General features: G+C 70.9%; 16 protein-coding genes and 1 pseudogene. 6 read left to right on the top strand and 11 right to left on the bottom strand.

The window, feature by feature from the left end; translation table 11 throughout:
• Window positions 1–10: 10 nt before the first annotated feature.
• The 6 genes from ACZ7OO_RS32990 to ACZ7OO_RS32965 all read right to left on the bottom strand — a co-directional run bounded on the left by ACZ7OO_RS32990 (window position 11) and on the right by ACZ7OO_RS32965 (window position 6,705).
• Window positions 11–403: a hypothetical protein gene (locus ACZ7OO_RS32990; RefSeq protein ID WP_471510449.1), complete on the bottom strand. Its 393-nt coding sequence runs from the start codon at window positions 401–403 to the stop codon at window positions 11–13.
• Window positions 404–1,630: an aminotransferase class V-fold PLP-dependent enzyme gene (locus ACZ7OO_RS32985; protein WP_471510447.1), complete on the bottom strand. Its 1,227-nt coding sequence runs from the start codon at window positions 1,628–1,630 to the stop codon at window positions 404–406.
• Window positions 1,631–1,783: 153 nt separating this feature from the next.
• Window positions 1,784–3,262 (bottom strand): glutamate-cysteine ligase family protein, encoded by a 1,479-nt coding sequence (locus ACZ7OO_RS32980; protein WP_471510445.1) that lies wholly within the window; start codon window positions 3,260–3,262, stop codon window positions 1,784–1,786.
• 463 nt (window positions 3,263–3,725) lie between these two features.
• Window positions 3,726–4,394, bottom strand: coding sequence for a TetR/AcrR family transcriptional regulator (locus ACZ7OO_RS32975; protein WP_471510443.1), 669 nt, complete (start codon window positions 4,392–4,394; stop codon window positions 3,726–3,728).
• On the bottom strand, window positions 4,391–6,400 hold the full coding sequence (locus tag ACZ7OO_RS32970; RefSeq protein ID WP_471510441.1) for a CocE/NonD family hydrolase: 2,010 nt from the start codon (window positions 6,398–6,400) through the stop codon (window positions 4,391–4,393). Before ACZ7OO_RS32970 ends, ACZ7OO_RS32975 begins: the two co-directional genes overlap by 4 nt.
• Window positions 6,397–6,705: an ABC transporter ATP-binding protein gene (locus ACZ7OO_RS32965; RefSeq protein ID WP_471510439.1), complete on the bottom strand. Its 309-nt coding sequence runs from the start codon at window positions 6,703–6,705 to the stop codon at window positions 6,397–6,399. Before ACZ7OO_RS32965 ends, ACZ7OO_RS32970 begins: the two co-directional genes overlap by 4 nt.
• A 311-nt stretch (window positions 6,706–7,016) precedes the next feature.
• Here ACZ7OO_RS32965 and ACZ7OO_RS32960 point away from each other — a divergent pair.
• Window positions 7,017–7,255 (top strand): annotated as a pseudogene (locus ACZ7OO_RS32960) (helix-turn-helix domain-containing protein); the annotation flags it as partial.
• Window positions 7,256–7,424: 169 nt separating this feature from the next.
• Here the strand turns inward: ACZ7OO_RS32960 and ACZ7OO_RS32955 are convergent.
• The 4 genes from ACZ7OO_RS32955 to ACZ7OO_RS32940 form a co-directional block, all read right to left on the bottom strand.
• Complete coding sequence (locus ACZ7OO_RS32955; protein ID WP_471510437.1) at window positions 7,425–11,507, bottom strand: beta-galactosidase; 4,083 nt, start codon at window positions 11,505–11,507, stop codon at window positions 7,425–7,427.
• Window positions 11,508–11,906: 399 nt separating this feature from the next.
• Window positions 11,907–13,211: a sensor histidine kinase gene (locus tag ACZ7OO_RS32950; RefSeq protein ID WP_471510435.1), complete on the bottom strand. Its 1,305-nt coding sequence runs from the start codon at window positions 13,209–13,211 to the stop codon at window positions 11,907–11,909.
• The gene (locus ACZ7OO_RS32945) at window positions 13,204–13,878 is read right to left on the bottom strand and encodes a response regulator transcription factor (RefSeq protein ID WP_471510433.1); all 675 of its coding nucleotides are present in this window, start codon (window positions 13,876–13,878) and stop codon (window positions 13,204–13,206) included. Before ACZ7OO_RS32945 ends, ACZ7OO_RS32950 begins: the two co-directional genes overlap by 8 nt.
• A 68-nt stretch (window positions 13,879–13,946) precedes the next feature.
• On the bottom strand, window positions 13,947–14,651 hold the full coding sequence (locus ACZ7OO_RS32940) for a VanZ family protein (RefSeq protein WP_471510432.1): 705 nt from the start codon (window positions 14,649–14,651) through the stop codon (window positions 13,947–13,949).
• Between the two features lie 433 nt (window positions 14,652–15,084).
• Between ACZ7OO_RS32940 and ACZ7OO_RS32935 the strand changes: the two genes are divergently transcribed.
• Both ACZ7OO_RS32935 and ACZ7OO_RS32930 read left to right on the top strand, forming a co-directional pair.
• On the top strand, window positions 15,085–15,843 hold the full coding sequence (locus tag ACZ7OO_RS32935) for an IclR family transcriptional regulator (protein ID WP_471510430.1): 759 nt from the start codon (window positions 15,085–15,087) through the stop codon (window positions 15,841–15,843).
• 98 nt (window positions 15,844–15,941) lie between these two features.
• Entirely contained in the window at window positions 15,942–17,123 is a 1,182-nt protein-coding gene (locus tag ACZ7OO_RS32930; protein ID WP_471510428.1) for a PP2C family protein-serine/threonine phosphatase, read from the top strand.
• Here ACZ7OO_RS32930 and ACZ7OO_RS32925 read toward each other — a convergent pair.
• Entirely contained in the window at window positions 17,120–17,554 is a 435-nt protein-coding gene (locus ACZ7OO_RS32925; protein ID WP_471510426.1) for an ATP-binding protein, read from the bottom strand. The two genes, ACZ7OO_RS32930 and ACZ7OO_RS32925, sit on opposite strands and share 4 nt — an antisense overlap.
• A 197-nt stretch (window positions 17,555–17,751) precedes the next feature.
• Between ACZ7OO_RS32925 and ACZ7OO_RS32920 the strand changes: the two genes are divergently transcribed.
• The 3 genes from ACZ7OO_RS32920 to ACZ7OO_RS32910 all read left to right on the top strand — a co-directional run bounded on the left by ACZ7OO_RS32920 (window position 17,752) and on the right by ACZ7OO_RS32910 (window position 20,821).
• Window positions 17,752–18,519: an IclR family transcriptional regulator gene (locus tag ACZ7OO_RS32920; protein ID WP_471510424.1), complete on the top strand. Its 768-nt coding sequence runs from the start codon at window positions 17,752–17,754 to the stop codon at window positions 18,517–18,519.
• A gap of 45 nt (window positions 18,520–18,564) precedes the next feature.
• On the top strand, window positions 18,565–20,094 hold the full coding sequence (gene glpK, locus ACZ7OO_RS32915) for a glycerol kinase GlpK (RefSeq protein WP_471510422.1): 1,530 nt from the start codon (window positions 18,565–18,567) through the stop codon (window positions 20,092–20,094).
• A gap of 295 nt (window positions 20,095–20,389) precedes the next feature.
• Entirely contained in the window at window positions 20,390–20,821 is a 432-nt protein-coding gene (locus tag ACZ7OO_RS32910) for a universal stress protein (RefSeq protein WP_471510420.1), read from the top strand.
• Window positions 20,822–20,916 lie beyond the last annotated feature (95 nt).

Here is a 20,916-nt window from a genome sequence, read left to right as displayed (position 1 = left end):
CCTTCCGGTGTCACCGGCGGAGAGAGCTCCGGCCGACTCGGGACCTCCATGAGCACCGCCGTCGTCGCCGCCGCATGCCACGGCGGCGAGCGGGAGCACGGAAAGCACCACGGCCAGACCTCGCAGCCGCCTCGCAGGCATCCTCTTCATGCACTGTCGGATGCCCGGCCCGGGCGCTGTCATGGCAGTGGTGACGGGCGTAGACGGCGAAGGTGTACGCGGTCTCGGCGGTCAGGCCCATCACGGTGACGCGGTGGGTGGTGGAGGCGGCATCCGTGGTGGTCTCGGTGACGCCGTGGGTGGTGGAGGCGGCATCCGTGGTGGTCTCGGTGGCGCCGCTGACGCGGACGGCGTCGTAACCGGTGACGCCCCCGACGACGGTCGCCTCCTTGGTGGTGGTCACTCAGCGGTGCTGCTCCCGGGCCCAGTCGCCGAGTACGGGGACGCACATCTCGGCGAAGTACTCGTAGTCGGCCGGGGTGTTGTAGACGTGGGCGGACACGCGCAGACAGCCCATGCCGTCGAAACTGGTGAAGGCCGCCTCGACGGCGAGTTCGCGGGCCACTCGGTCGCGGAGCGCGTCGGCCTCGATCCGGCTGCGCCCGAGACCGTCGGGCAGCCGAACCAGGCGCATGCCGGGGACGGGCATCCCGACGTCGACCCGGCTGTCGTCACCGGTGAGCCGGGTGAAGGCGGCGCCGATGACGTGGGCGGCGTAGTCCGCCAGCCGGTCCATGTACCGGCGGGCGGCGGACCAGCCCCAGGTGTGCTCGACGAAGTCGAGGGACGTGGGAGCGGCGAGGTAGGAGGTGGCGTCGAGGGTGCCCTGCTGGTCGAAGCGGTCGGGGTACGGTTCCTGGGCGCCCCATGAGTCGATCAGCGGGTGGAGCCGGTCCCGCAGGGGCCCGCGGGCGACCAGGACCGCGGTGCCACGCGGGGCGCAGCCCCATTTGTGGAGGTTGCCGGTCCAGAAGTCGTACGTCGCGTCGGCGAGCGGTGTGGCGAGCAGACCCGGCGCGTGAGCGCCGTCCACGAGCATCGGTATGCCCCGCCGGCGTGCCTCCGCGCCGATCCGCTCGACCGGCAGCCTGCGTGCGGTCGCCGAGGTGATCTGGTCGACCACGACGAGGTCGGTGGCCTCGCCGATCTCGGCGGCCACGGCCTCGTACGCCTCGTCCTCGCCCGCGCCGAGCGGTACCCGTGCCGTGCGCACCCGGCCGCCCCAGCGGCGTGCCAGCCTTTCGGCTCCCATGGTGACGGCCCCGTAGCCGTGGTCGGTGACGACGATCTCCCCGCCACGGCGGCGTCCGAGCGCGGCGTAGACCACACTGGCGCCGGCACTGGCGTTGGGCACCAGGGCGAGGTCACCGGCGTCGACGCACAGGAAGTCGGCCAGCTCGACGCGGGTGGCGGCGAGCCGCCCCGGCAGTTCCGGGAACCACACCACCGGGGCGCGCTCCATCTCGGTGCGCAGCTCGGCCTGCCGCTCCTGCGCCACCAGCGGAACGGCGCCGAACGAGCCGTGGTTCAGGTGTTTCAGCGCCGGGTCCAGGGACCATGCGTCGGCGGCGGGTCCGCCGTCGGCCAGCATCAGGGGGTGCGGCGCGACGGCCACCTCGGTCTCATTCACGTCAGGAAGCCTCCGGGAGCACGGCGATCACTCGGCATCCTGACACGACGGTGACCGTGCTCCCTGGGCCGGGTCGACGGTGGGACCCTGACGTCAGTGAGGCCGAGGCGGGCGCGGGGAACTGCGGACCGCCTGCTCAGCCTGTTGATGCGTTCACTCCACGGGCCATGTGTGTGCCGCCGCGTTGAGGTGCATGTAGTCCATGTACGTGGTGGTCATCCGCCGCAGCGCCTCCCGGCGGTCGGAGGTGCCGGTCCGCTCCAGGTGGTGGACCGTCTCCGCCTGCCACAGGGCGCCGTTGCGGGCGTTCACGCAGCGCTGCTCGATGATGCCCAGCATGGGCTCGCGCCAGGAGGCGTCCAGGCCGGCCAGCTCCAGGCCCCGGTGTGCCAGCGGCAGCAGGCGTCTCAGCACAAGTTCCGTGACCGGTACCTCGCCCACCCCCGGCCAGTACAGACGGGCGTCGATGCCGTCACGGGCCGCCGCGTGCAGGTTCTCCCCGGCGACCGCGAAGGACATCCGTGACCACACCGGACGGTCCTCGTCCACGAGGGCGCGCGTCAGGCCGTAGTAGAAGGCGCCGTTGGCGATGGTGTCGGCCACGGTGGGGCCGGCGGGCAGGACGCGGTTCTCGATGCGCAGGTGTGGCCCGCTGCCGGTGACGGCGTAGACGGGGCGGTTCCAGCGGTAGATCGTGCCGTTGTGCAGGGTGAGTTCCCCGAGCTGTGGCACTTCACCGGCGTCGAGGGCCTGCTGCGGGTCCTCGTCGTCGCACAGGGGCAGGAGCGCCGGGAAGTAGCGCACGTTCTCCTCGAACAGGTCGAAGACACTGGTGATCCACCGCTCCCCGAACCACACCCGCGGCCGTACGCCCTGGGCCTTGATCTCCTCGGGACGGGTGTCGGTGGCCTGCTCGAACAAGGGGATGCGGGTCTCGCGCCACAGTTCCTTGCCGAAGAGGAAGGGCGAGTTGGCGGCGAGGGCGATCTGCACGCCCGCGACCGCCTGGGCCGCGTTCCAGTAGTCCGCGAAGTCCTTGGGGGCCACCTGCAGATGGAACTGGGTGCTGGTGCAGGCGGCCTCCGGGGTGATCACGTCGGCGTACATCGAAAGGCGCTCCACGCCCTCCAGCCCGATCCGCAGGTCCTCGCCGCGCGCCGCGAAGATCTGCTCGTTCAGCAGCCGGTAGCGCGGATCACCGGACAGGGCTTTCTCGCCCACGTCCGGTTCCCCCAGCGTCGGCAGGATGCCGATCATGATCAGGTGGGCGCCCACCGTCGCGGCGCGGTCCTCCGCGTGGTTGAGCGCGTCGCGGATCGTCTGCTCCCAGGCGCCGGGGCCGCCGGAGGTCAGCTGCCGGGGCGGGATGTCGATCTCGAGGTTGAAGCGGCCGAGCTCGCTCGACCAGGCGGGGTCGGCGATCGCTCGCAGTACCTCGGTGTTCCGCATCGCCGGCAGCCCGTCGTCGTCCACCAGGTTGAGCTCGATCTCCAGGCCGACCTGGGGGCGCTCGCTCTCGAAGCCCGTCCCGCGCAGCATCTGCGCCAGTACGTCGAGACAGGTGTGCATCTTCTCGCGGTACCGGCGCCGGTCCTCGCGTGTGAACACCCGGGCCGGCACATCACGTCCCATCGGGCCCTCCCGAGTCCCCTCGGCGGATACCTGCCGTCCCAGCGTCGCACTTCCCGGGTGTCCCGGACAGTCGCCGAGCCGCCGGCTCACGGGGTGCGCTCGGCGGGGAGGCGCAGAGTGACCAGCCGAGCTCCGGCCGCCTTTCAGCCTGCGCATGCCAAGAACGTCGTGGATCGGTGGTTCTACCGAGCCGGGGGGTGGGGGCCGGGCTGGAACGGCAGCCCCCGCGGATGTTCCCCGTCGCCGGTGGAGGAGGCGATCTCCGCGCGTACGGACCGGGGTCCCCGAGGGCCGTCTGGCTCGACGGCGTCGCCCTGGACGCCGCCCTTCGGCCCGAGGCGTCTGCCCCCCGGACATCGTCCGCTCGGTCCGGCGCGCCGGAACCTCGCGCAACCGTCCGGACCACGACCCGACGGCCCTCCGGACGCGTCCTGAACAGGGCCCGTCGAAACGGCCGTGGACCTCAGTCGCGGTCGGGGCGGACGACCAGTTCGGTCTCCACCAGCCGGTTCAGATGCCGGCGGGCGTCCTGGGTGCTGAGCGGCGGCGACTGGCGCAGCCGTTGGAGAGCGAGGCCGTCGGCCAGCGCGGCGAAGCGGACGGTGAAGCCGTCGAGGTCGTCGGCGGCGAACTCCCCGTCGGCGACACCCCGTTCGGCCAGGGCACGGATCTGCTGGTGCCAGGCCGCGTAGCGCTGGGCCTGGCCACGGGCGAACGCCTCGTCGGTGTCGGGGTCACCGGCGTTCCAGTAGTCGAACCACATCCGCCAGTGCCGGTCGGTGTCCTCGGTGAAGAGCGCGTCGACGAGCAGCCGCAGCGCCTCGGCACCACTGCCGGCCTGCTCGGCGGCCTCGCTGAGCGCCGCGTAGTACCGCTCGATGTGCAGCACCATGGCCTCGGACAGGATCTCCTGGACGCTGCCGAAGTGATAGGTGACCGTCCCGACGGAGACCCCGGCCGCCGAGGCCACGTCCCGGACGCCCACCGAGGCGTAGCCGCGCTCTGCGATCAGCGGGACGGCCGCCTCGACGATCAGCCGGCGGCGGACCTCGGTGGGCTGACGGGTGCGGTCGGCGGCGGCCACGGCACGGCGCGGGGCCTTCATGGGGCGCTGTGGCTTCGCGGCGGTCATCCCGACGTCCTCGCGCTGGTGTGGTGCCAGGAGCGCTTGACCACTGTCTCTCCGTTCGCCCGTGCCTCGATACGGCTGTCCATGACGAAGTCCGCGGCCGTGGCGCGCAGCTCCGTCCGCGTCATGATCTCAGCGTCGTAGCCGTCGCCGCGCCGCAGCCGGATCCGCCACTTGGACACGGCGCTCGCGGACAGCGGGTCGTCGCCGCGGATGCGGTACGTCTCCCGGGCGCTCTCCTCGTAGCGGAGCCCGTCCGGGTACGTCCGTGATCCGCCGTAGTTGGGGTCGACCTCCAGGGTCCACTCCCCCGCCGCGACGTCGTGCGTGACGAGCCGTTCGGGTCGCGGCTCGGCGGGCTGGTCGTAGGTGACCGGCAGCGGTGGCGCCTGTTCCGGTTCCTCGAAGACGATCGGCGTTTCCTCGACGGCCGCTCGCACGGGCAGGAGTACGGCGCTGTCGGCGGGTACGACCCGCAGCTCGCCGCGCTCGCCGTGCGGCCACACCCACGGCCAGTACGCGTCGGAGACGGCGACCCGGACCCGGTGGCCGGGCGGGAAGGCGTAGCCGATGCCGGTGAGTTCGACCTCGACGTCCTCGTACGTCCCGGGGGTCCACTCGACCGCCTTGTCGCGGCCATGCCTGCTCAGCAGGTTGAGCACACCGCGGGTGACCAGCGTCGAGGAACCGTCGGAAGCGACGTCGCACAGCCGGACGATCACGTGGGCGCGCGGGGTGGCGCTGTCCAGGCGCAGCCGGACGCGCGGCCGGCCGAGGATCTCGGCTCGCTCCGCGAGGGGTTCGGAGTCGAAGCACACCGAACGGCCGTCCTCCTCGCGCTGGTCGGGCGGCAGGTCGCCGGCGTTGCCGAAGGGGAAGAACCGGCCGGCGTCGAGGCCGGTGTGCTGCGGGGAACGGACGAGGACCGGGGTACGGGTGCCGGGTGCCAGGGCGCGCTCGGTCCATGTCACCTTCGGGGAGGGCCAGTCGGTCTCCCCCACCCAGCGGCCCGGCATCGTGTCGTACGAAGTGGCGGGCGGGACCGGGTCGTTGATCCAGGCGCGCAGCAGCGGTTCGCGCATCACCCCGGTGTCGGTGTCCTTGAGGTGGTGGTCCCACCAGCGCAGGGTCTCCTGGAGGAAGCCGATCGCCGGGCCGGGCGGCAGCCCGCGGTCGGGGTACTGGTGGGACCAGGGGCCGATCAGTCCGCGCACCCGGTCGGCGGGGAGGTGCTCGACCAGGCGCAGCACGGTGTCACGGTAGGGGTCGTGCCAGCCGCCGACCGCGAGGACGGCGGCGTCGATGGCGGTGTAGTCCTCGCAGACGCTGCCGTGCTTCCAGTAGGTGTCGCGCTGCTGGTGGTCGAGCCAGGTGTGCAGGAGGGGTTCGAGGGCGTCGAGGCGCTCGCGCCACATGGGCAGCCAGCGGTCGGTGCCGACGTTCGCCGGTTCCGGGGGCCGGGAGGCGAAGGCGAGCATGGTGCCGGCCCAGGCGAGCATGTCGATGCCGAGGACGGCGCCGCCGGTGTAGTGGACGTCGTTGTCGTAGCGGTCGTCCGTGGAGCAGACGGTGACGATCGCCTTGAGCGGCTCGGGGGCGAGGGCCGCTGTTTGGAGGGCGTTGAAGCCGCCCCAGGAGATGCCGAACATGCCGACCTTGCCGGTGCACCAGGGCTGTGCGGCAAGCCAGTTGACGACGTCGACGCCGTCCGCGAGTTCCTGTGCGTCGTACTCGTCGCCGGGAGTGCCCTCGCTGTCGCCGTGGCCGCGGATGTCGACGCGGACGGAGGCGTAGCCGTGTCCGGCGTACCAGGGGTGGCGCTGGGCGTCACGGGGTGCGGTCCAGTCGCTCTTGCGGTACGGGAGGTATTCGAGCAGCGCGGGCACGGGGTCGGACCCGGCGTCCACGGGCCGCCAGACGCGGGCGTGCAGCCGGGTGCGGCCGTCTCGGGTGGGGATCCAGAGGTCCTCGTGGACGACCTGGCGCTCGAACTGGTCGCGGTACTTCACGAAACTCCTTCGGCCACGAGGGCGTTGACGGGTTGCCAGCGGCGGACGCGATGGCCGTCGCCGAGGTCCGTCCAGATGTCGTCCGCCTCGGCGGCGTCCGCCCAGTCCGGGGCGTCGTCGGTCAGGGGCGGTGCGTCGGGGTCGGGTTCGAGGGCGGCCGCCATCAGCCGGCGGGTGTAGGGGTGGCCGGGCGCGTCGAAGACGGTCTCCGTGGGGCCTTCCTCGACGACGACTCCGTGCCGGTCGCGTGGCGGTCGCGGAGTGCCACCGCGGGTGAACCCGCCGGTGCGGGCCGGCGCGTCCATGCCGTCGTGTGAAGGATGTTCGACGAGGTTGCGGCTTTGTGGGCGGCAGGATCGGACACGGCTGCCTGCCGGGGCGTTCGCGGCAGCGGAGACGAGGTGCGTCTTCGTCGTCAGCCCGCCACGGGACCGGCCGGCGGGCGCCCATCCCCCTCCCCCGGCGGAACAGCGGGACGGCTCACCCCACTACGTCGGAGAGCACGTCATGTGACATCTGGACACAGGGCACGAGGTGACCGCCGGACCTGCCGTGCCCTACGGAGTCAAGGCAGGTTCCCGCTGTGCCGTGCCGTGCGCCGCTACCTGCCGTCGGCGACTTCCAGGCGGTGACGGCGATGAGCCCCATCCAGTTCCAGAAGCAGATCAGGCTCCAGGAGGCCCGGCTGCTGCCGGCCACCCACCCCGGCGACGTCACCGGCGTCGGCCAGCGCGTCGGCTACGACAATGCCTCGCAGTTCAGCCGGGAGTACCGCCGCCAGTTCGGCGCGCCCCGAGCCGGGACGCCGCGCGACTGCGCGGCCCCAACCGGGCGGCCGCGAGCGTCCTGCCCTGAGCAGACCGGGGAGCGGACCCCGCCCGGGCGACGAACGGCACCCCCCTGGACGAACTGATTCCGGCGCCCTACGCGGCTTACGTGCCCTGGGCGAAGAAGGCCATGGACGAGTTCACTGGCGGCCGGCCCCGACGCGGTCCGGCCGCCCAGGCCAAGTGACGGGTACGGCCTAGCCGCACGTCAGTGTCGGTGTCCCCCAGTCTCCGTGGTCGTTTCCGTTGCCGTCGCCCGCGTCACCGACCTTGAGGTCGATCACCTGGGCACCGCTGACGTCGACGTCGACCGGCACGGCGGCCTGTTTGCCGCGGATCGTCGGCGTGGTCACAAGGGTTCTGCCGTCGGCGATCACGGAGAACGTCACCGTGCCCGCCCCGCCCGTCTCGTCGTCGACACCGACGTCCGCCGTCAACCGCGAGCACTTTCCCGCGAGATAGAGTTCGACGTCGCTGACGGAGTTGGTGCCCAGGCCCTTGGCGTGGCCGACCCCGGCGATGGTGATCGGGCGGCCGTCGCCGGCGGCCTGCTCGCCGACGCTGCTGTCACGCTCCACCGGGCCCCACCCGTTGGTGGACGACAGGAACGACAGGTCGCTCACCTCGCTCTTCCCGGCCGGCGGAGCCGGCGGGATCCCTCCGACGATGCGCTCGTCGCCGCCGGTGGCCTGCCGCCCGCTCTGCCGGTAGCGGACCGTGGCGGTGAGCGCCGAGGCGGACGGCAGCGTCCCGGCCGGCGGCTGGACCTGCCAGGTGAAGGTGGCCGACGTGCCGGATCGCAGGCGGTCGACCGATGTGGGGCTCGTGGCAGTCACGCTCCAGCCGTCGGGCGCGGCGAGCGACGCCGTCAGCCGGGAGGCGGTCGGCCGGTTTTCCGGCACCCGCACCGTCGCCCGGGCCGTGAAGGCCTGTCCGGGCTGGGCGGTGTCCGGCACGTCCAGGGTGACGTCCGTTCCCGGGCGCTTCGGCATCGCGTAGGTCCGGGCGTCGTAGCGCGGGCTGTCGTTCTGCGCGACGCGCAGGGGCGAGGCGTAGCTGCCGTAGTCGGTGAGTGAGACGTTGCCGAGGCCGCCGGTGCTGCCGTCCAGGTTCCACACGGCGATGGCGATGCTGTTGTGGCCGTTCGGGTTCAGGATCCCGTCGGGGACCGGGAAGGTCTTCTGCGGACCGAGGTAGTTGACGTAGTTGCCGACCTGCCAGCCGTTCACGAAGATCGTGGCACGGTACTTGCGTGCCGGGTCGTCGGTGAAGGTCAGCCCCAGCGAGGTGTCCTGACCGTGTGGCAGGTCCAGGCTGACGTCGGTGCGGTACCAGGAGACCCCGGGACGGGTGTCGGTCGTCGGCAGGGTCACCCGGTCCCAGTCGCCGTCGGGGTAGCCGGGCAGGGACCAGCCGGCCCGCTCGCCGTACAGGCCGCCCGTCGAGAGCGGGCCGCGCACGCTGTCCTGCAGGTCCTCGCCGCCGCGTACGCCCTGCAGCCGCCAGGTGACGGAGGTCAGCGGCGCCCCGACGAGGGAGGCGCTGGTCAGGCCGCGCGCGGTCTTGTTGCCGTTGGTGGAGTTGTAGTCCTCCTCGTGCCCCATGTTCACGGTGAGCACCGAGATGACGTTGTCGCCCCCGGACTTCACCGCGCCGGCCGGAAAGGTGAAGTCGGCGCTGCCCGTGGTGGAGCTGCCCAGGAAGGTGCCGTTGAGCCAGGCGGAGAACGCCTGCGCGGCTCCGCCGGAGTCGGAGACCAGGTGGATGCCGGTCTCCTTGCCGGTGGCGCGGAAGCGGCCGCGGTACCAGGTGTTGCCGGTGTGGAATCCGTAGTCGTCCGCGTAGAGCACGGGCAGCGAGTCTGCGCCGGAGACGCTGTTGGTGGTCGCCTTGTCGGCCACCTGCCAGCTGGAGTCGTCGAAGCCGGGCGCCGCTTCGGGGGATTCCCCGGCGTGCTTCCAGTTCGTCAGCGCCGGCAGGTGTATCGGGGCGGCCACCGGGATGGTGCCGGTCAGGCTCCCCGTGTCGGTCGCCTCGGTACCCAGTGTCCTGCCGTTCCAGGTGACATGGGCGGCCGAGGCGAACACCTCGATGTGCTTGTCGTCGGCGTTGTCGCCGGTGAGCGCCACGGTGCGGCCGCCGTCCCGGCTGGTCGCCGTCCGCAGCAGATGGCTGCCGCGCACGAGCACCGGGCCGGTCGCGGTGTCCTGACGCCAAAAGGTCTTCGCCGTGTCCTTGTCGCCGACGAGCAGCATTAGAGGGCGCTTCCCTCCGCCGCTGATGCTGACCCGGATCAGGCCCTTGTGGGTGTAGTTCAGCCGCAGGTCACCGGTGGCCGCGTCCCAGGTGGTGGTGACCGTGCCGCCGGTGGTGACCACGGTGGGCCTGGACGCGTAGCGAAGGACGGTCTCGCCGTCGCTGCCCTGGTCGCCGTAGAGCACGGCGACGTCCCGGTCGCCGATCGTCGCGCTGGTCATGATCTCCGAGGTGGAGTACTGCAACTGCGCGTCCCCGAGCCGGTAGTTCGCCACGATCACGTGCGAGTCGCGTCCGTCGAGCGTGATAGCCGTGCCCGGCTGCTGCGGCACCACCGGGTAGGTCGGCTCCGCGGCTGCGGTCGTCGGCACGTCGACGGCGTCGATGGCCACGTAGTTGTCCGTGGACCCCGAACCGTGGTTCCCGTCGACGACGATCTTCAGTGTGTGTGCGCCGGGTGCCAGGCCGGTCTTCTGGAAGAGCACCGCCTGGTTCTCGCTGCCGGAGTCGTCGACCGTCGCGGCCTTGGTGCCGTCGAGGTAGACATCGGCGTAGCCGTGGTTGTTCGTCTTCGAGCCGATCCAGCGGATCGCGGTACCGTCGAAGGGGACGGTGACCGAGTCGCCGGCCTTGTTGGAGAAGGACTCGGTGTGCTTGTAGTCGCCGCCGGTGTAGCTCTGGTCGGCCACGTGCGACCACGAACCGGTGTACTGCAGCGCGGAGTCGGGGTCGTCCCAGGTGTAGGTGGTGTCCGCGGACGGCTGGGCGTTGAAGTCCAGCGAGACATGGGTCCTGTCGACGGCCGTGGACGTGGAGTTCCCGTGCCGCAGAACGTGGAACTGCGTCTTCGTGTCGGGGTTCATCCGGGCGGTGTCGACGACGGCGGAGTCGTCCGGCGGTGTCGCTCTGATCGCCTCGGTCTCGGTCAGCGGAGCGACCGACTGTGTGAAGTACCCGATCAGCTTGTCCTCGTAGTACTTCGGATCGAGCTGGCGTGTCTCGCGGATCGCGGCCCCGTAGTCGTACGAGGTGTAGTTCTCGGGCATGCCTAGCCAGCCCCAGTTGGTGCCGCCGTAGGTCATGTAGAAGCTCTGCGCGGTGGTGCCGACGGCGATGTTCTGTTTGTAGAAGACGTCGGCGAACTGGTCGTTGATCAGCTGGGCGCACTTGTCGTAGCCCGGTCCGCCCCAGGGGTCGAAGGCGCCGCCCTGGAACTCCGGCGAGTACAGCGGCTTTCCGGCCGGGTGGTCGTAGCTGATGTCGGGGACGCCGTTCCACTTCGAGGGGTTCGAGCAGTCGAAGCCCTGGGGGTAGGAGTCCGGACCGTCGACGTCCAGGGCGCCGGTGCCGGAGTTGAAGGTGCCGTTGTTGTTGCCGGTCAGCGGTACCGTGATGCCGTCGGCGCGGGCCTTGTCCTCCAGGTGCTGCATGTAGGAGCGGCCGGCGGCCGAGCCGTTGTAGTACTCGTTCTCGACCTGGTAGGCGATGACCGACCCGGTGCCGTTGGTCAGTTGGTGGCGGGCGATGATCCGGTCGATCCGGGTCAGCCACTCGTCCGCGTACTTCAGGAACCGCGAGTCGTCACTGCGGTTGTGCCCGGCCTTGGTGGTCATCCAGCCGGGCAGGCCCCCGCTGTCCACCTCCGCGTTGATGTACGGCGCCGGGCGGGCGATGACGTAGAGGCCGGCCTCCTGGGCCATGTCAAGGAGCTTGTCGACGTCCCGCACCCCGCTGAAGTCGTACACACCTGGCTTGGGCGAGTGGTATCCCCAGTCAAAGTACAGCGACGTGCTGTTGAACCCGGCGGCTTTCATCTTCTGGAAGATGTCGCGCCACAGGTCCTGACTCGGCAGCCGGAAGTAGTGGAACTCGCCGGACCACAGGTAGGTGCGCCGGCCGTCGACGAGGAACGAGTAGCCGTCGAGACTCACGGTGTGCGCCTGGGGACTCACGGCAGGTGTGGCGGCGCGTGCGGCGGCGGGTGTCTGCCTGCCGGCGTCCCGCGCCGCGGCGGGCGCGGTCATGCCCACGGCCAGAGCGATGGTCGCGGCCGTCGCGAGGATCCCCCTCCCCCACCGACGGCGACCAGGTCTCGCGACCTCCGAACGGATCCAACTACCCCGCACTGCGGCCTCCATCCGCCTGAGCAATCAGCATCGAACAGACTCAGGCAAAGCCGAACAGTAGGGGGACACAAGGTCCAACACAATGGGGCGGGCGACAAGTACTGGCCGCTGAATGATCGCTGCTGGTGTCCTTCGACGGCTGGCGATGCGTTGGTGGCCCAAGGAAAGACGCCGCCCCGCTTCCGGCGGGGAGGAGCAGGTGCAAGGTCTGGCCGACGCACAGCCGTAACACCCCCTGCGCGCCGGCCTCGGGGCGTCAGCCGAACCGTACGCTTTGCGCCCGGAACGTTCCCCATGTCACGCCAAGTGCGCTTCGGCAGACCCCGTTCGACGGGTTGCGGTGCACGGCTTCAACGTGGCCACCTGGTGGGCGATGGCCGCGCTGCTGCTGGATCGATCAAGGGCTGAGCCGGGAGATCCGCCGGCAGTGCAGGCGGGACCGTCGGCCGGTTGGGCGCCCCCGCCCCGGCTGCGCCCCGCCCGTGCGCCCTGGCCGCCCAACGCCGCGCGCGAGGACGATGCCCACGGCGTGCCGGGAAGCCGGACGGTGACGAGGAGACCCCCGTCGGGTCGGGGGACGAGGTCGAGGGTTCCGTGGTGGGCGCGGACGACGCTGTGCACGATGGCCAGGCCGAGTCCGACGCCGGCGTGTTCGTCGGTGCGTACGCGTTCCGTTCCGCGCTGGAAGGGTTCGGTGAGGGTCGGTACCAGTTCGGGTGGGAGCCGACGGCCCGTGTTCTCGACCCGCAGCACGCTCATGCCGCCGTGCGCCTCGGTGTGGACCGTCACGGTGCCGCCGGCGGGGAGATTGTGGACGATGGCGTTCTGGACGAGGTTCGTCACCATCCGCAGCAGGAGTTCCGCGGAGCCGCTGGTACGGGCCGCCCCGCCGGTGACGTCGAGCGTGATCCGGCGCTGTTCGGCGAGGGGAAGCAGCGTTTCGGCGGTTCCCTCGGCGATGAGGGAGAGGTCGACGCTCTCGCGGGTGAAGTTTCCACGGTCGCCGCGGCTGAGCAGCAGGAGGGCCTCGGTGAGGTCGATCGCCCGCGTATTGACAGCGTGCAGGCGTTCGATGAGTTCGCCCCGGTCCCGGGTGGGGTCCTTGCGGGCCACGTCGAGAAGCGTCCGCGAGATCGCCAGCGGCGTGCGCAGTTCGTGGGAGGCGTTCGCGGCGAACCTCTGCTGCTCGGCGACGTGGGACTCGAGTTGCTGGAGCATCGAGTCGAACGTGTCGGAGAGTTCGCGGAATTCGTCCTGGCGGCCCTTCATACGGATCCGGTGGGACAGCGAGCCGTTCCCGGCCTTCCGTGCCGCATCCGTGATCTGTGTGAGTGGTGCGAGCATCCGGCCGGCGAGGAGCCATCCCCCGGCGAGGCCGCAGAGGAGCAGAAAGAGCATCGCCGCGGCCGCAGCGGGGGCGAAGGTGTGCACCAGGAGATAGCGGTTGGGCGAGACCCCGAGAAGGCCCTGGGAGTTGTCGGGCACGTAGCGCAGCAGGAACACCCACACCACGGCCAGCAGGAGGGCGCCGGCGCCGGCGAGGAATCCGGCATAGCTGAGGGTGAGTTTCATCCGGGCGCTGAGCCCTGGGCGTCTACGCATGCGTAGTGCCGGTGTCGATTCGGTAGCCGACGCCGGGCACCGTGGCGATGAGCCATGGCTCGCCGAGCCGTTTGCGCAGTGCGGAGACGGTGATGCGCACGGCGTTGGTGAGGGGGTCGGCGTTCTCGTCCCAGGCCCGTTCCAGCAGTTCTTCGGCGCTGACGACCCCGCCCTCGGCGGCGACGAGGACTTCAAGGACGGCGAACTGTTTGCGCGTGAGCGCGACGTAGCGGCCGTCGCGGAAGACCTCCCGGCGGAAGGGGTCGAGCCGCAGGTCCGCGATCTCACGGACCGGGGGCCGGGCGTACGCGCGTCTGCGGTCGAGCGCCCTCAGCCGCAGAACGAGCTCCCGCAGCTCGAACGGTTTGGTGAGGTAGTCGTCGGCGCCGAGCCCGAACCCGGAGGCCTTGTCGTCGATCCGGTCGGCGGCGGTGAGCATGAGGATCGGGATGCCGCTGCCGGAGGCGACGATGCGCCGGGCGACCTCGTCGCCGGAGGGGCCCGGGATGTCACGGTCGAGGACCGCGATGTCGTAGGAGTTGACGCTGAGCAGTTCCAGGGCGGAGTCGCCGTCGCCGGCGATGTCGGCGGCGATCGCTTCCAGCCGGAGGCCGTCACGGACGGCTTCGGCCAGGTAGGGCTCGTCCTCCACGATCAGTACGCGCATGTCCGGAGCCTAAACAGCAGAACATGTCGCCGACGTATGCAACGACGTGCACACACCGGACATACGACTCAGCCTGCCGGTGCCGGCGCGGGGCGAGACCGGTCCGACGGCGCTTTTGCCGTAGTGCGCCACCAGCGGCGCGACGCCAGCCCCGCCAGTACGGCGCCGGCGGCGTTGACCAGTACGTCGTCCACGGAGGACACCCGGTCAAGGCGCAGGACGTACTGTGCGGTCTCGACCAGGACCGAGCAGCCCGCCCCGAGCGCCAGGATCCGCGGCACGGACGCCGGCGCCGCGAACCGCATCGGAGCGAAGAACCCCAGCGCCGCGAAGATCAGCAGATTGCCCACGATCCCGACCGGCCCCATGGTGACCAGGTCCCGAAGCGGTACCAGGCTCACCCGGGCGGGAGCGGTGCCGGCCTCGCCGCCCGGCATCATGGTCAACCACAGGAGCGGCACCGTCCCGTACACCATGCCCACCTCGGCCAGCGACATCCGCCACGCCGATGTGACGCCGGCGGCACGCCGAAGGCACGCCAGCGCCCACGCCACCAGCGCGGCCAACGGCAGCGCGACCAACATCATGAACACCACACCGTTGAACGTGTCGTAGCAGCCGTGCCACCGCCCGGCCATGCACATCGGGGCGGACATCATGAGCGGCCGCCGCAGGACGAACACGGCGCTCGCCACGCCGAGAATCGCCAGGGCCAGGAGGACGACCCTGCGCGTGCGGCGGGACGGTGCCGCCAAGGATGCGTCATGGTTCATGCCCCCATGAGAGACCGAGGGCCGTTGCGGCACCGTATGCGATTTTCGATACGCCCGTGATACACGGATTCCCCGGCACCAAGGAACTGAGGCGAGCCGGCAGTGAGACGGTCCCGCCTCCGGAGATCCGTGAACATCGCATCGCCGAGCATCCGGGACGAGCTCGCCGTCATGCCCCCACATCTGCCCCGGGCCGTGAAGTCGGCCGATACCGAGCATGGCCTGGTGAACGCCGTTGCCCCAGTTCTTGCCGGAGGACGCCGTACGGATCCGCCGGCACCTCGCCGGCCGCGCCGACGCGGCCCACGAGGAGGAACCGGACGCCATGGGCTGACGGGCACGGTGCCCGCAACCGCCGCCGGGGAAAGCGACAACACGGGCACCTGAGCGGCCTGGCCTTGCCCGTGTTCCGTAGCCGGGGCACTCTGGTCGCATGGGCGCTCAGGACGGCCCCACTCTCATCACCTCCGTGCAGCGGGCCCTGCGCCTGCTGGAGGCGGTGAGTGCGCACGAGAACGGCGCGCCGGCGAAACAACTGGCACGCGAGACCGAGCTGCCCCTGGCCACCGCATACCACCTGCTGCGCACGCTGGTGCACGACGGATACGTGCGGAAACTGGACGACGGCGGCTTCGTCCTGGGCGACAAAGTGAAGTCCCTGCACTCCGCGGGCCACGCGCAGACTCTGCTCAGCCGTGTCCGCCCGGCGCTCGCCGCCCTGCGGGACGAGCTGTCCGCTGCCGCCTACCTCACGTTCTACGAGGACGGTGAGATCCGGGTCGCCGAGATCGTGAACGGCCCCCGTACGCCGCGGGTGGATCTGTGGGTGGGGTTCGAGGACGCCGGACATGCCACTGCCCTGGGCAAGTCCGTGCTGCGTGAGCTGGACGTGGATGCCCGCCGGGACTATCTGTCCAGACACCACCTCGCCGATCTCACACCGCGCACGATCACCAGTGTTCCGGAGCTGCTGCGCAGGATCGAGTCGTCTCCCCTGGCACCGGCCGTCACGGATCTGGAGGAGTACGCGCTCGGCACGGTGTGCGTCGCGGTACCCGTCTACAGTGGGGACACGCTCGGCTCGCTCGGAGTCTCCTTGCCGGTGGAACGGCAGGCACAGTTGGGGGACATCCTGACGCACCTGCTCCCCACCGCGAGCCGTGTGACCAGAAGCCTCTCGCTCACTATCTGAAATTCCGCTCCTTGTGGCTGCCCACGCCCAACCCGTTTGCTTGATGAAACGGACATTCCGGGTGCACACCTCCGTACAGGCAAGGACTGCGGCGAGACATGAGCCAGGCCCCACACCATGACGGCGATCACTCGTCGAGGCGGCTGTTCGGGAACCGGATGCCCGGTGCCTGGGGGCCGGCGCGCCGGCGTGCCGCCGGGCACCCGGCCCCAGGACTGTCCTTGCTGCCGGTTCTGGTCGTCGCCGGCGTCGTAGTCGTCGACATCACCGGCGGGGCGGGGATGCTCTGGCTGCACCTGATGGCGGCCGGACCTGCGCTGGCCGCCGCCACCAGCGGGCCGCGCGGTGTGCTCGGCGTCGGCCTCCTCGCCGCGGCACTGGGCGCGAGGCTGGTGCACGAGCAGGGCGTTCCCGCCGGTGAACTGGCGGCCGTACTGTCCGCCCTGATGGCCGTCACCGCGGCGAGCGCGCTGGCCAGCGGGCTGCGCCGCCGTCGAGAGCGCGTACTCGCGGCCGTACGTTCGGTCGCCGAGGCCGCCCAGCACGCGCTGCTCCAGCCCGTCCCGGAGACCGTCGGCCCGTTCCAGGTGGCCGTCCGCTACAGCGCCGCGGCGGCCGAGGCACGGATCGGCGGCGACCTGTACGCCTTGGTCCCCACCCCGTACGGCGTCAGGCTGATGGTCGGCGACGTGCGCGGCAAAGGGCTGCCCGCCGTCGGAACCGCCGCACTGGTACTCGGGGTGTTCCGCGAGGCCGCCTACGACGAGCCCGACCTGCTGGCAGTGGTCGGCAGGATCGAGCGCAGCCTGGCCCGCAACCTCGGTCCGGACGACTTCGTCACCGCCGTGGTCGCCGGATGCCCCCGGTCGGGCCACTTGGAGGTCGTGAACTGCGGACACGCGCCTCCGCTGCTGATAACCGCTTCCGGAGACGTCAGGCCGGTGGAGCCCACTCGTCACGCGCCGCCTCTCGGGCTGCGCGCCCTTTCGGGGCAGGCGCCCCGCCTTCAGCACCTGTCCTTCAGGGCGGGAGAACAGCTGCTGCTCTACACCGACGGGGTCACCGAGGCCCGCGATCACGCCCGCGAGTTCTATCCGCTGGCCGAGGGCGTCGCCCGCCATGTGTCCGACGACCCGGCACGCACGCTCACCGCGCTCCATGACGAGCTGCTGGCGCACGTCGGCGGCCGGCTGCACGACGACGCCGCCCTGCTTCTGCTCCGGAAGCTCACCACGGACGAGCTGGTATCGGTGCCGTCCCCGGCACAGGCCGTGCTCTAGAGGCGCTGTCCCGCGTCGAGTTCCGCCCACCGGGTGACCCCGCCGGGGTGGACACGTATCCCATGACGCGTCGCCAGGGCATGGACGATCGTCTCGCCCCGGCCGTGCTCGTCCGGGTCGATCCCGGCGGGGCACCGACCCACCGAGAGCGCGGGTCCCGCGTCGGTGACCTCGACGCGCAGGACGCCGGCGCCGTCACCGGGCATCCAGGACAACCGCAGCACTGCCGGAGGGCAGGCGTGGATGATCGCGTTGGTCACCAGCTCCGACACGACGAGCAGCGCGTCCTCGACGATCTCCGAAGACACGTTCCAGTCGGCGAGCTCCGCCGCCGCCCGTCGTCGTACGGCCGAAACGGCCCCGGCAACGGGCGGCACCGGACACACGTGTTCGTATGCCGCCCGAAGGGGCGCCTTCAGCTGTACCGCCATTGGTCTCTCCCGGTGGTCCGTGCTACCGGTCCGGCGCCACGTCTCCACGCATTCCGGCCTCATTGCAAGTTATGGACTCAAAACGGGGCGGTCAATGAATGACGGTCGGCATTACCGAACGCAGAACTTCTCCTACGACTCCGCGGCGGCCGTCCGCACGTGAAGCGAAGCGTCCGTGGCGGTAATAGGCTCGCTTCATGGCCGGCCCAGTCCAGTCGATCGAACGGGCGGCGGCGATTCTGCGCCTGCTCGCCGGTGGCCCCCGCCGACTGGGGCTCGGCGAGGTGGCGGCCTCGCTCGGCCTGGCCAAGGGCACAGCCCACGGCATTTTGCGTACGCTCCAGCACGTCGACTTCGTCGAGCAGGACGCGGCGACCGGGAAGTACCAGCTCGGTGCCGCCCTGCTGCGCCTCGGCACGAGCTACCTGGACGTCAACGAACTGCGCTCGCGCTCCCTCAACTGGGCCGACGCGCTCGCCGCCCGCAGCGGGGAAGCGGTTCGTCTGGGGACACCTCTGGAAGGCAGGGTGCTCGTCGTCCACCACGTCTTCCGGCCGGACGACACCTTCCAGACGCTGGATGTGGGCTCGCTGCTGCCCCTGCACGCCTCCTCGCTCGGCAAGGTACTGCTGGCCTACGGGACCGCGACGATCGAGCCCGCCAGGAATCCGGAACTGGAGGCGTACACCCGGCACACCCTCGCCGATCGCGAGCAGCTCACCCGAGCGCTCGCCGAGGTCCGGGAACTCGGCTGGGCCGCCGAGATCCAGGAGATGACCATGGGCGAGGCCGGGCTCGCCGCACCGATCCGGGGGCACGGCGGCCTCGTCGTCGGTGCCATCGGGCTGTCCGGGCCGGTCGAGCGGATCTGCGACGGCCAGGGCCGCCCCCGGCAGAGTCTGATCACCCTGATCCGTGAGGCCGCCCGGGCGATCTCCAGAGATCTGGGAGCCGCCCGCTGGTAGGCCAGGCCGGCCGCCACGTCGACCCGTCGGAAGGCAGACCCGATCATGGCTGAACGGTATGTAATGTCCATCGATCAGGGCACCAACTCGACCCGATGCATTCTGTTCGACCACCGTGGCCGACTGGTCTCGGTCGCGCAGAAGGAGCACCAGCAGCACTTCCCCAGGCCCGGCTGGGTCGAGCACGACGCCGTCGAGATCTGGCAGAACCTACGGCGCGTCGGGCCCGAGGCGCTGTCCGACGCCGGTGTCGACACGGGACAGATCGCCGCCATCGGCCTGGCCAACCAGCGCGAGACGACCGTGCTCTGGGACCGGCGGTCCGGGGCGCCGCTCGGCCGGGCGCTCGTCTGGCAGGACACCCGCACGGCGTCGCTGGTGGAGGAACTCAGGCAGCGGCCCGGCGAGGAGTTCTTCCTGGAACGGTGCGGTCTGCCGCCGTCGACCTACTTCTCGGCGTTGAAGATCCGCTGGCTGTTCGACCACGTCAAGGGTCTGAGGCAGCGCGCCGCGGACGGCGAGGTGCTGTTCGGGACGATGGAGAGCTGGCTGATCTGGAACCTCACCGGAGGAGCCGACGGCGGCCTGCACATCACCGACCCCACCAATGCCAGTCGCACGATGCTGATGAACATCCGCACGCTCACCTGGGACGAAGAGCTGCTGTCCTTCTTCGGGGTGCCCCGCTCGATGCTGCCCGAGATCAGGCCTTCCGCCGAAACGTACGGCGAAGCGCGCTCACTGTTCCCGGGTGTCGCCATCACGGCCACGCTCGGCGACCAGCAGGCCGCGCTCTTCGGCCAGACCTGCTTCTCCCCTGGCGAGGCGAAGTGTACGTACGGTACGGGAAGCTTCCTGCTGCTCAACACCGGCAGCGACATCGTGCGGTCCCGGCACGGGCTGCTCACCACCGTCGCCTACAAGGTCGGGGACCAACGGCCGGCCTACGCCCTGGAAGGGTCGATCGCCGTCACCGGCGCACTCGTCCAGTGGTTCCGTGACCGCCTGGGGCTGATCAGCAGCGCGCCGGAGATCGAGACCCTGGCACGGACGGTCGAGGACAACGGCGGCTGTTATATCGTCCCCGCCTTCTCAGGTCTGTTCGCGCCGCGCTGGCGCAGCGACGCGCGTGGGGTCATCGTCGGCCTCACCTCGTACATCACCAAGGGACACCTGGCACGCGCCGTCCTGGAGGCCACCGCATGGCAGACACGTGAGGTCGTCGACGCCATGAACGCCGATTCCTCGGTCTCCCTGCGGCAACTCAAGGTGGACGGGGGCATGACCTCGGACAACCTGCTCATGCAGTTCGTGGCCGACGTACTCGACGTGCCCGTGGTACGGCCCATGGTCGCCGAGACGGTCTCCCTCGGCGCGGCCTACGCGGCCGGGCTGGCCGCGGGCTACTGGCCGGACCTGGAAGTGCTGCGCCGCAACTGGCACCGGGCCGCGCAGTGGCTGCCCGACATGGACCCCGACCTGCGGGAGGCGGAGTACGCCGACTGGCAGCGGGCCGTCGAACGGTCCCTGGGGTGGGCCCGCCCGCCGCGATCTGCCGGCTCGGGCCCGCCGTGACCGGCGGTCGTGGCCCTGCTGCCGTCGCTGTGGGGTTCTGCGACGACCCAAGCCCTCGACCGCGCCATCGACCTCACCATGCCCTGACGCCGCCCGCCCGGCACCGGTCGGCTTCGCGCAGTTCAGTGGCTGTTACATGGACCGCTGTCCCCCGCGCCCGCGAGTGGTGAGATGATCACATCGTGGGGGCGGAAGAACTCGTTCGGCGCCGGACGCGCCGACCCGTCACGCCGACACCCGGCGTCCCGACCAGCGAGTCGACCTTCCGCGCCCCGAAAGGGGAAGAAGAGTGTCCGTGTTCCAGCGCATCCTCGTCGCCGTCGATCCCAGCCCCGCCCGCCGCTCCGCCGTACGGCTGGCGGGCGAGCTGGCCCAGCTGACGAACGCCGAGGTCCGCGTCGTCCATGTCATCGCCTCCGCCGCCTCCACCGCGGCGATCGTCCCGCTGGAGGAGGACACCGAGGCCCACGCCGTTCTCGACGAGGCGCTCGCCGCCCTCCGGGACGAGGGCGTCAAGGCCGAGGGAACCCTCCTGAGGGGGCTCACCACCCAGGTCGCGGCCGCCATCGCCGAGACCGCCGAGGAGTTCGGCGCCGATCTCATCGTGCTGAGCCCGCACCACCGCAGCGCCGCTCAGGCACTGTTCGACCCACGGGTCAGCGATGCGGTCGCACACCACACCCACACCGCCATCCTGCTCGCCCCGGAGAGCCAGGACCAGGGCTGACCTGACATGAGCCCCGGGGGGGATGGGGGGTGGGGGTGGGGAAGCGAAGAAGGATCTAGGCACGGGGGGGGGGGTGACCCCAAAAGATGCCTAGC

The sequence above is a fragment of the Streptomyces sp. NPDC111744 genome, from assembly GCF_055634995.1.
Note: the sequence above shows the minus strand (reverse complement) of the source record. Positions and strands in the feature narration are given on the sequence as shown.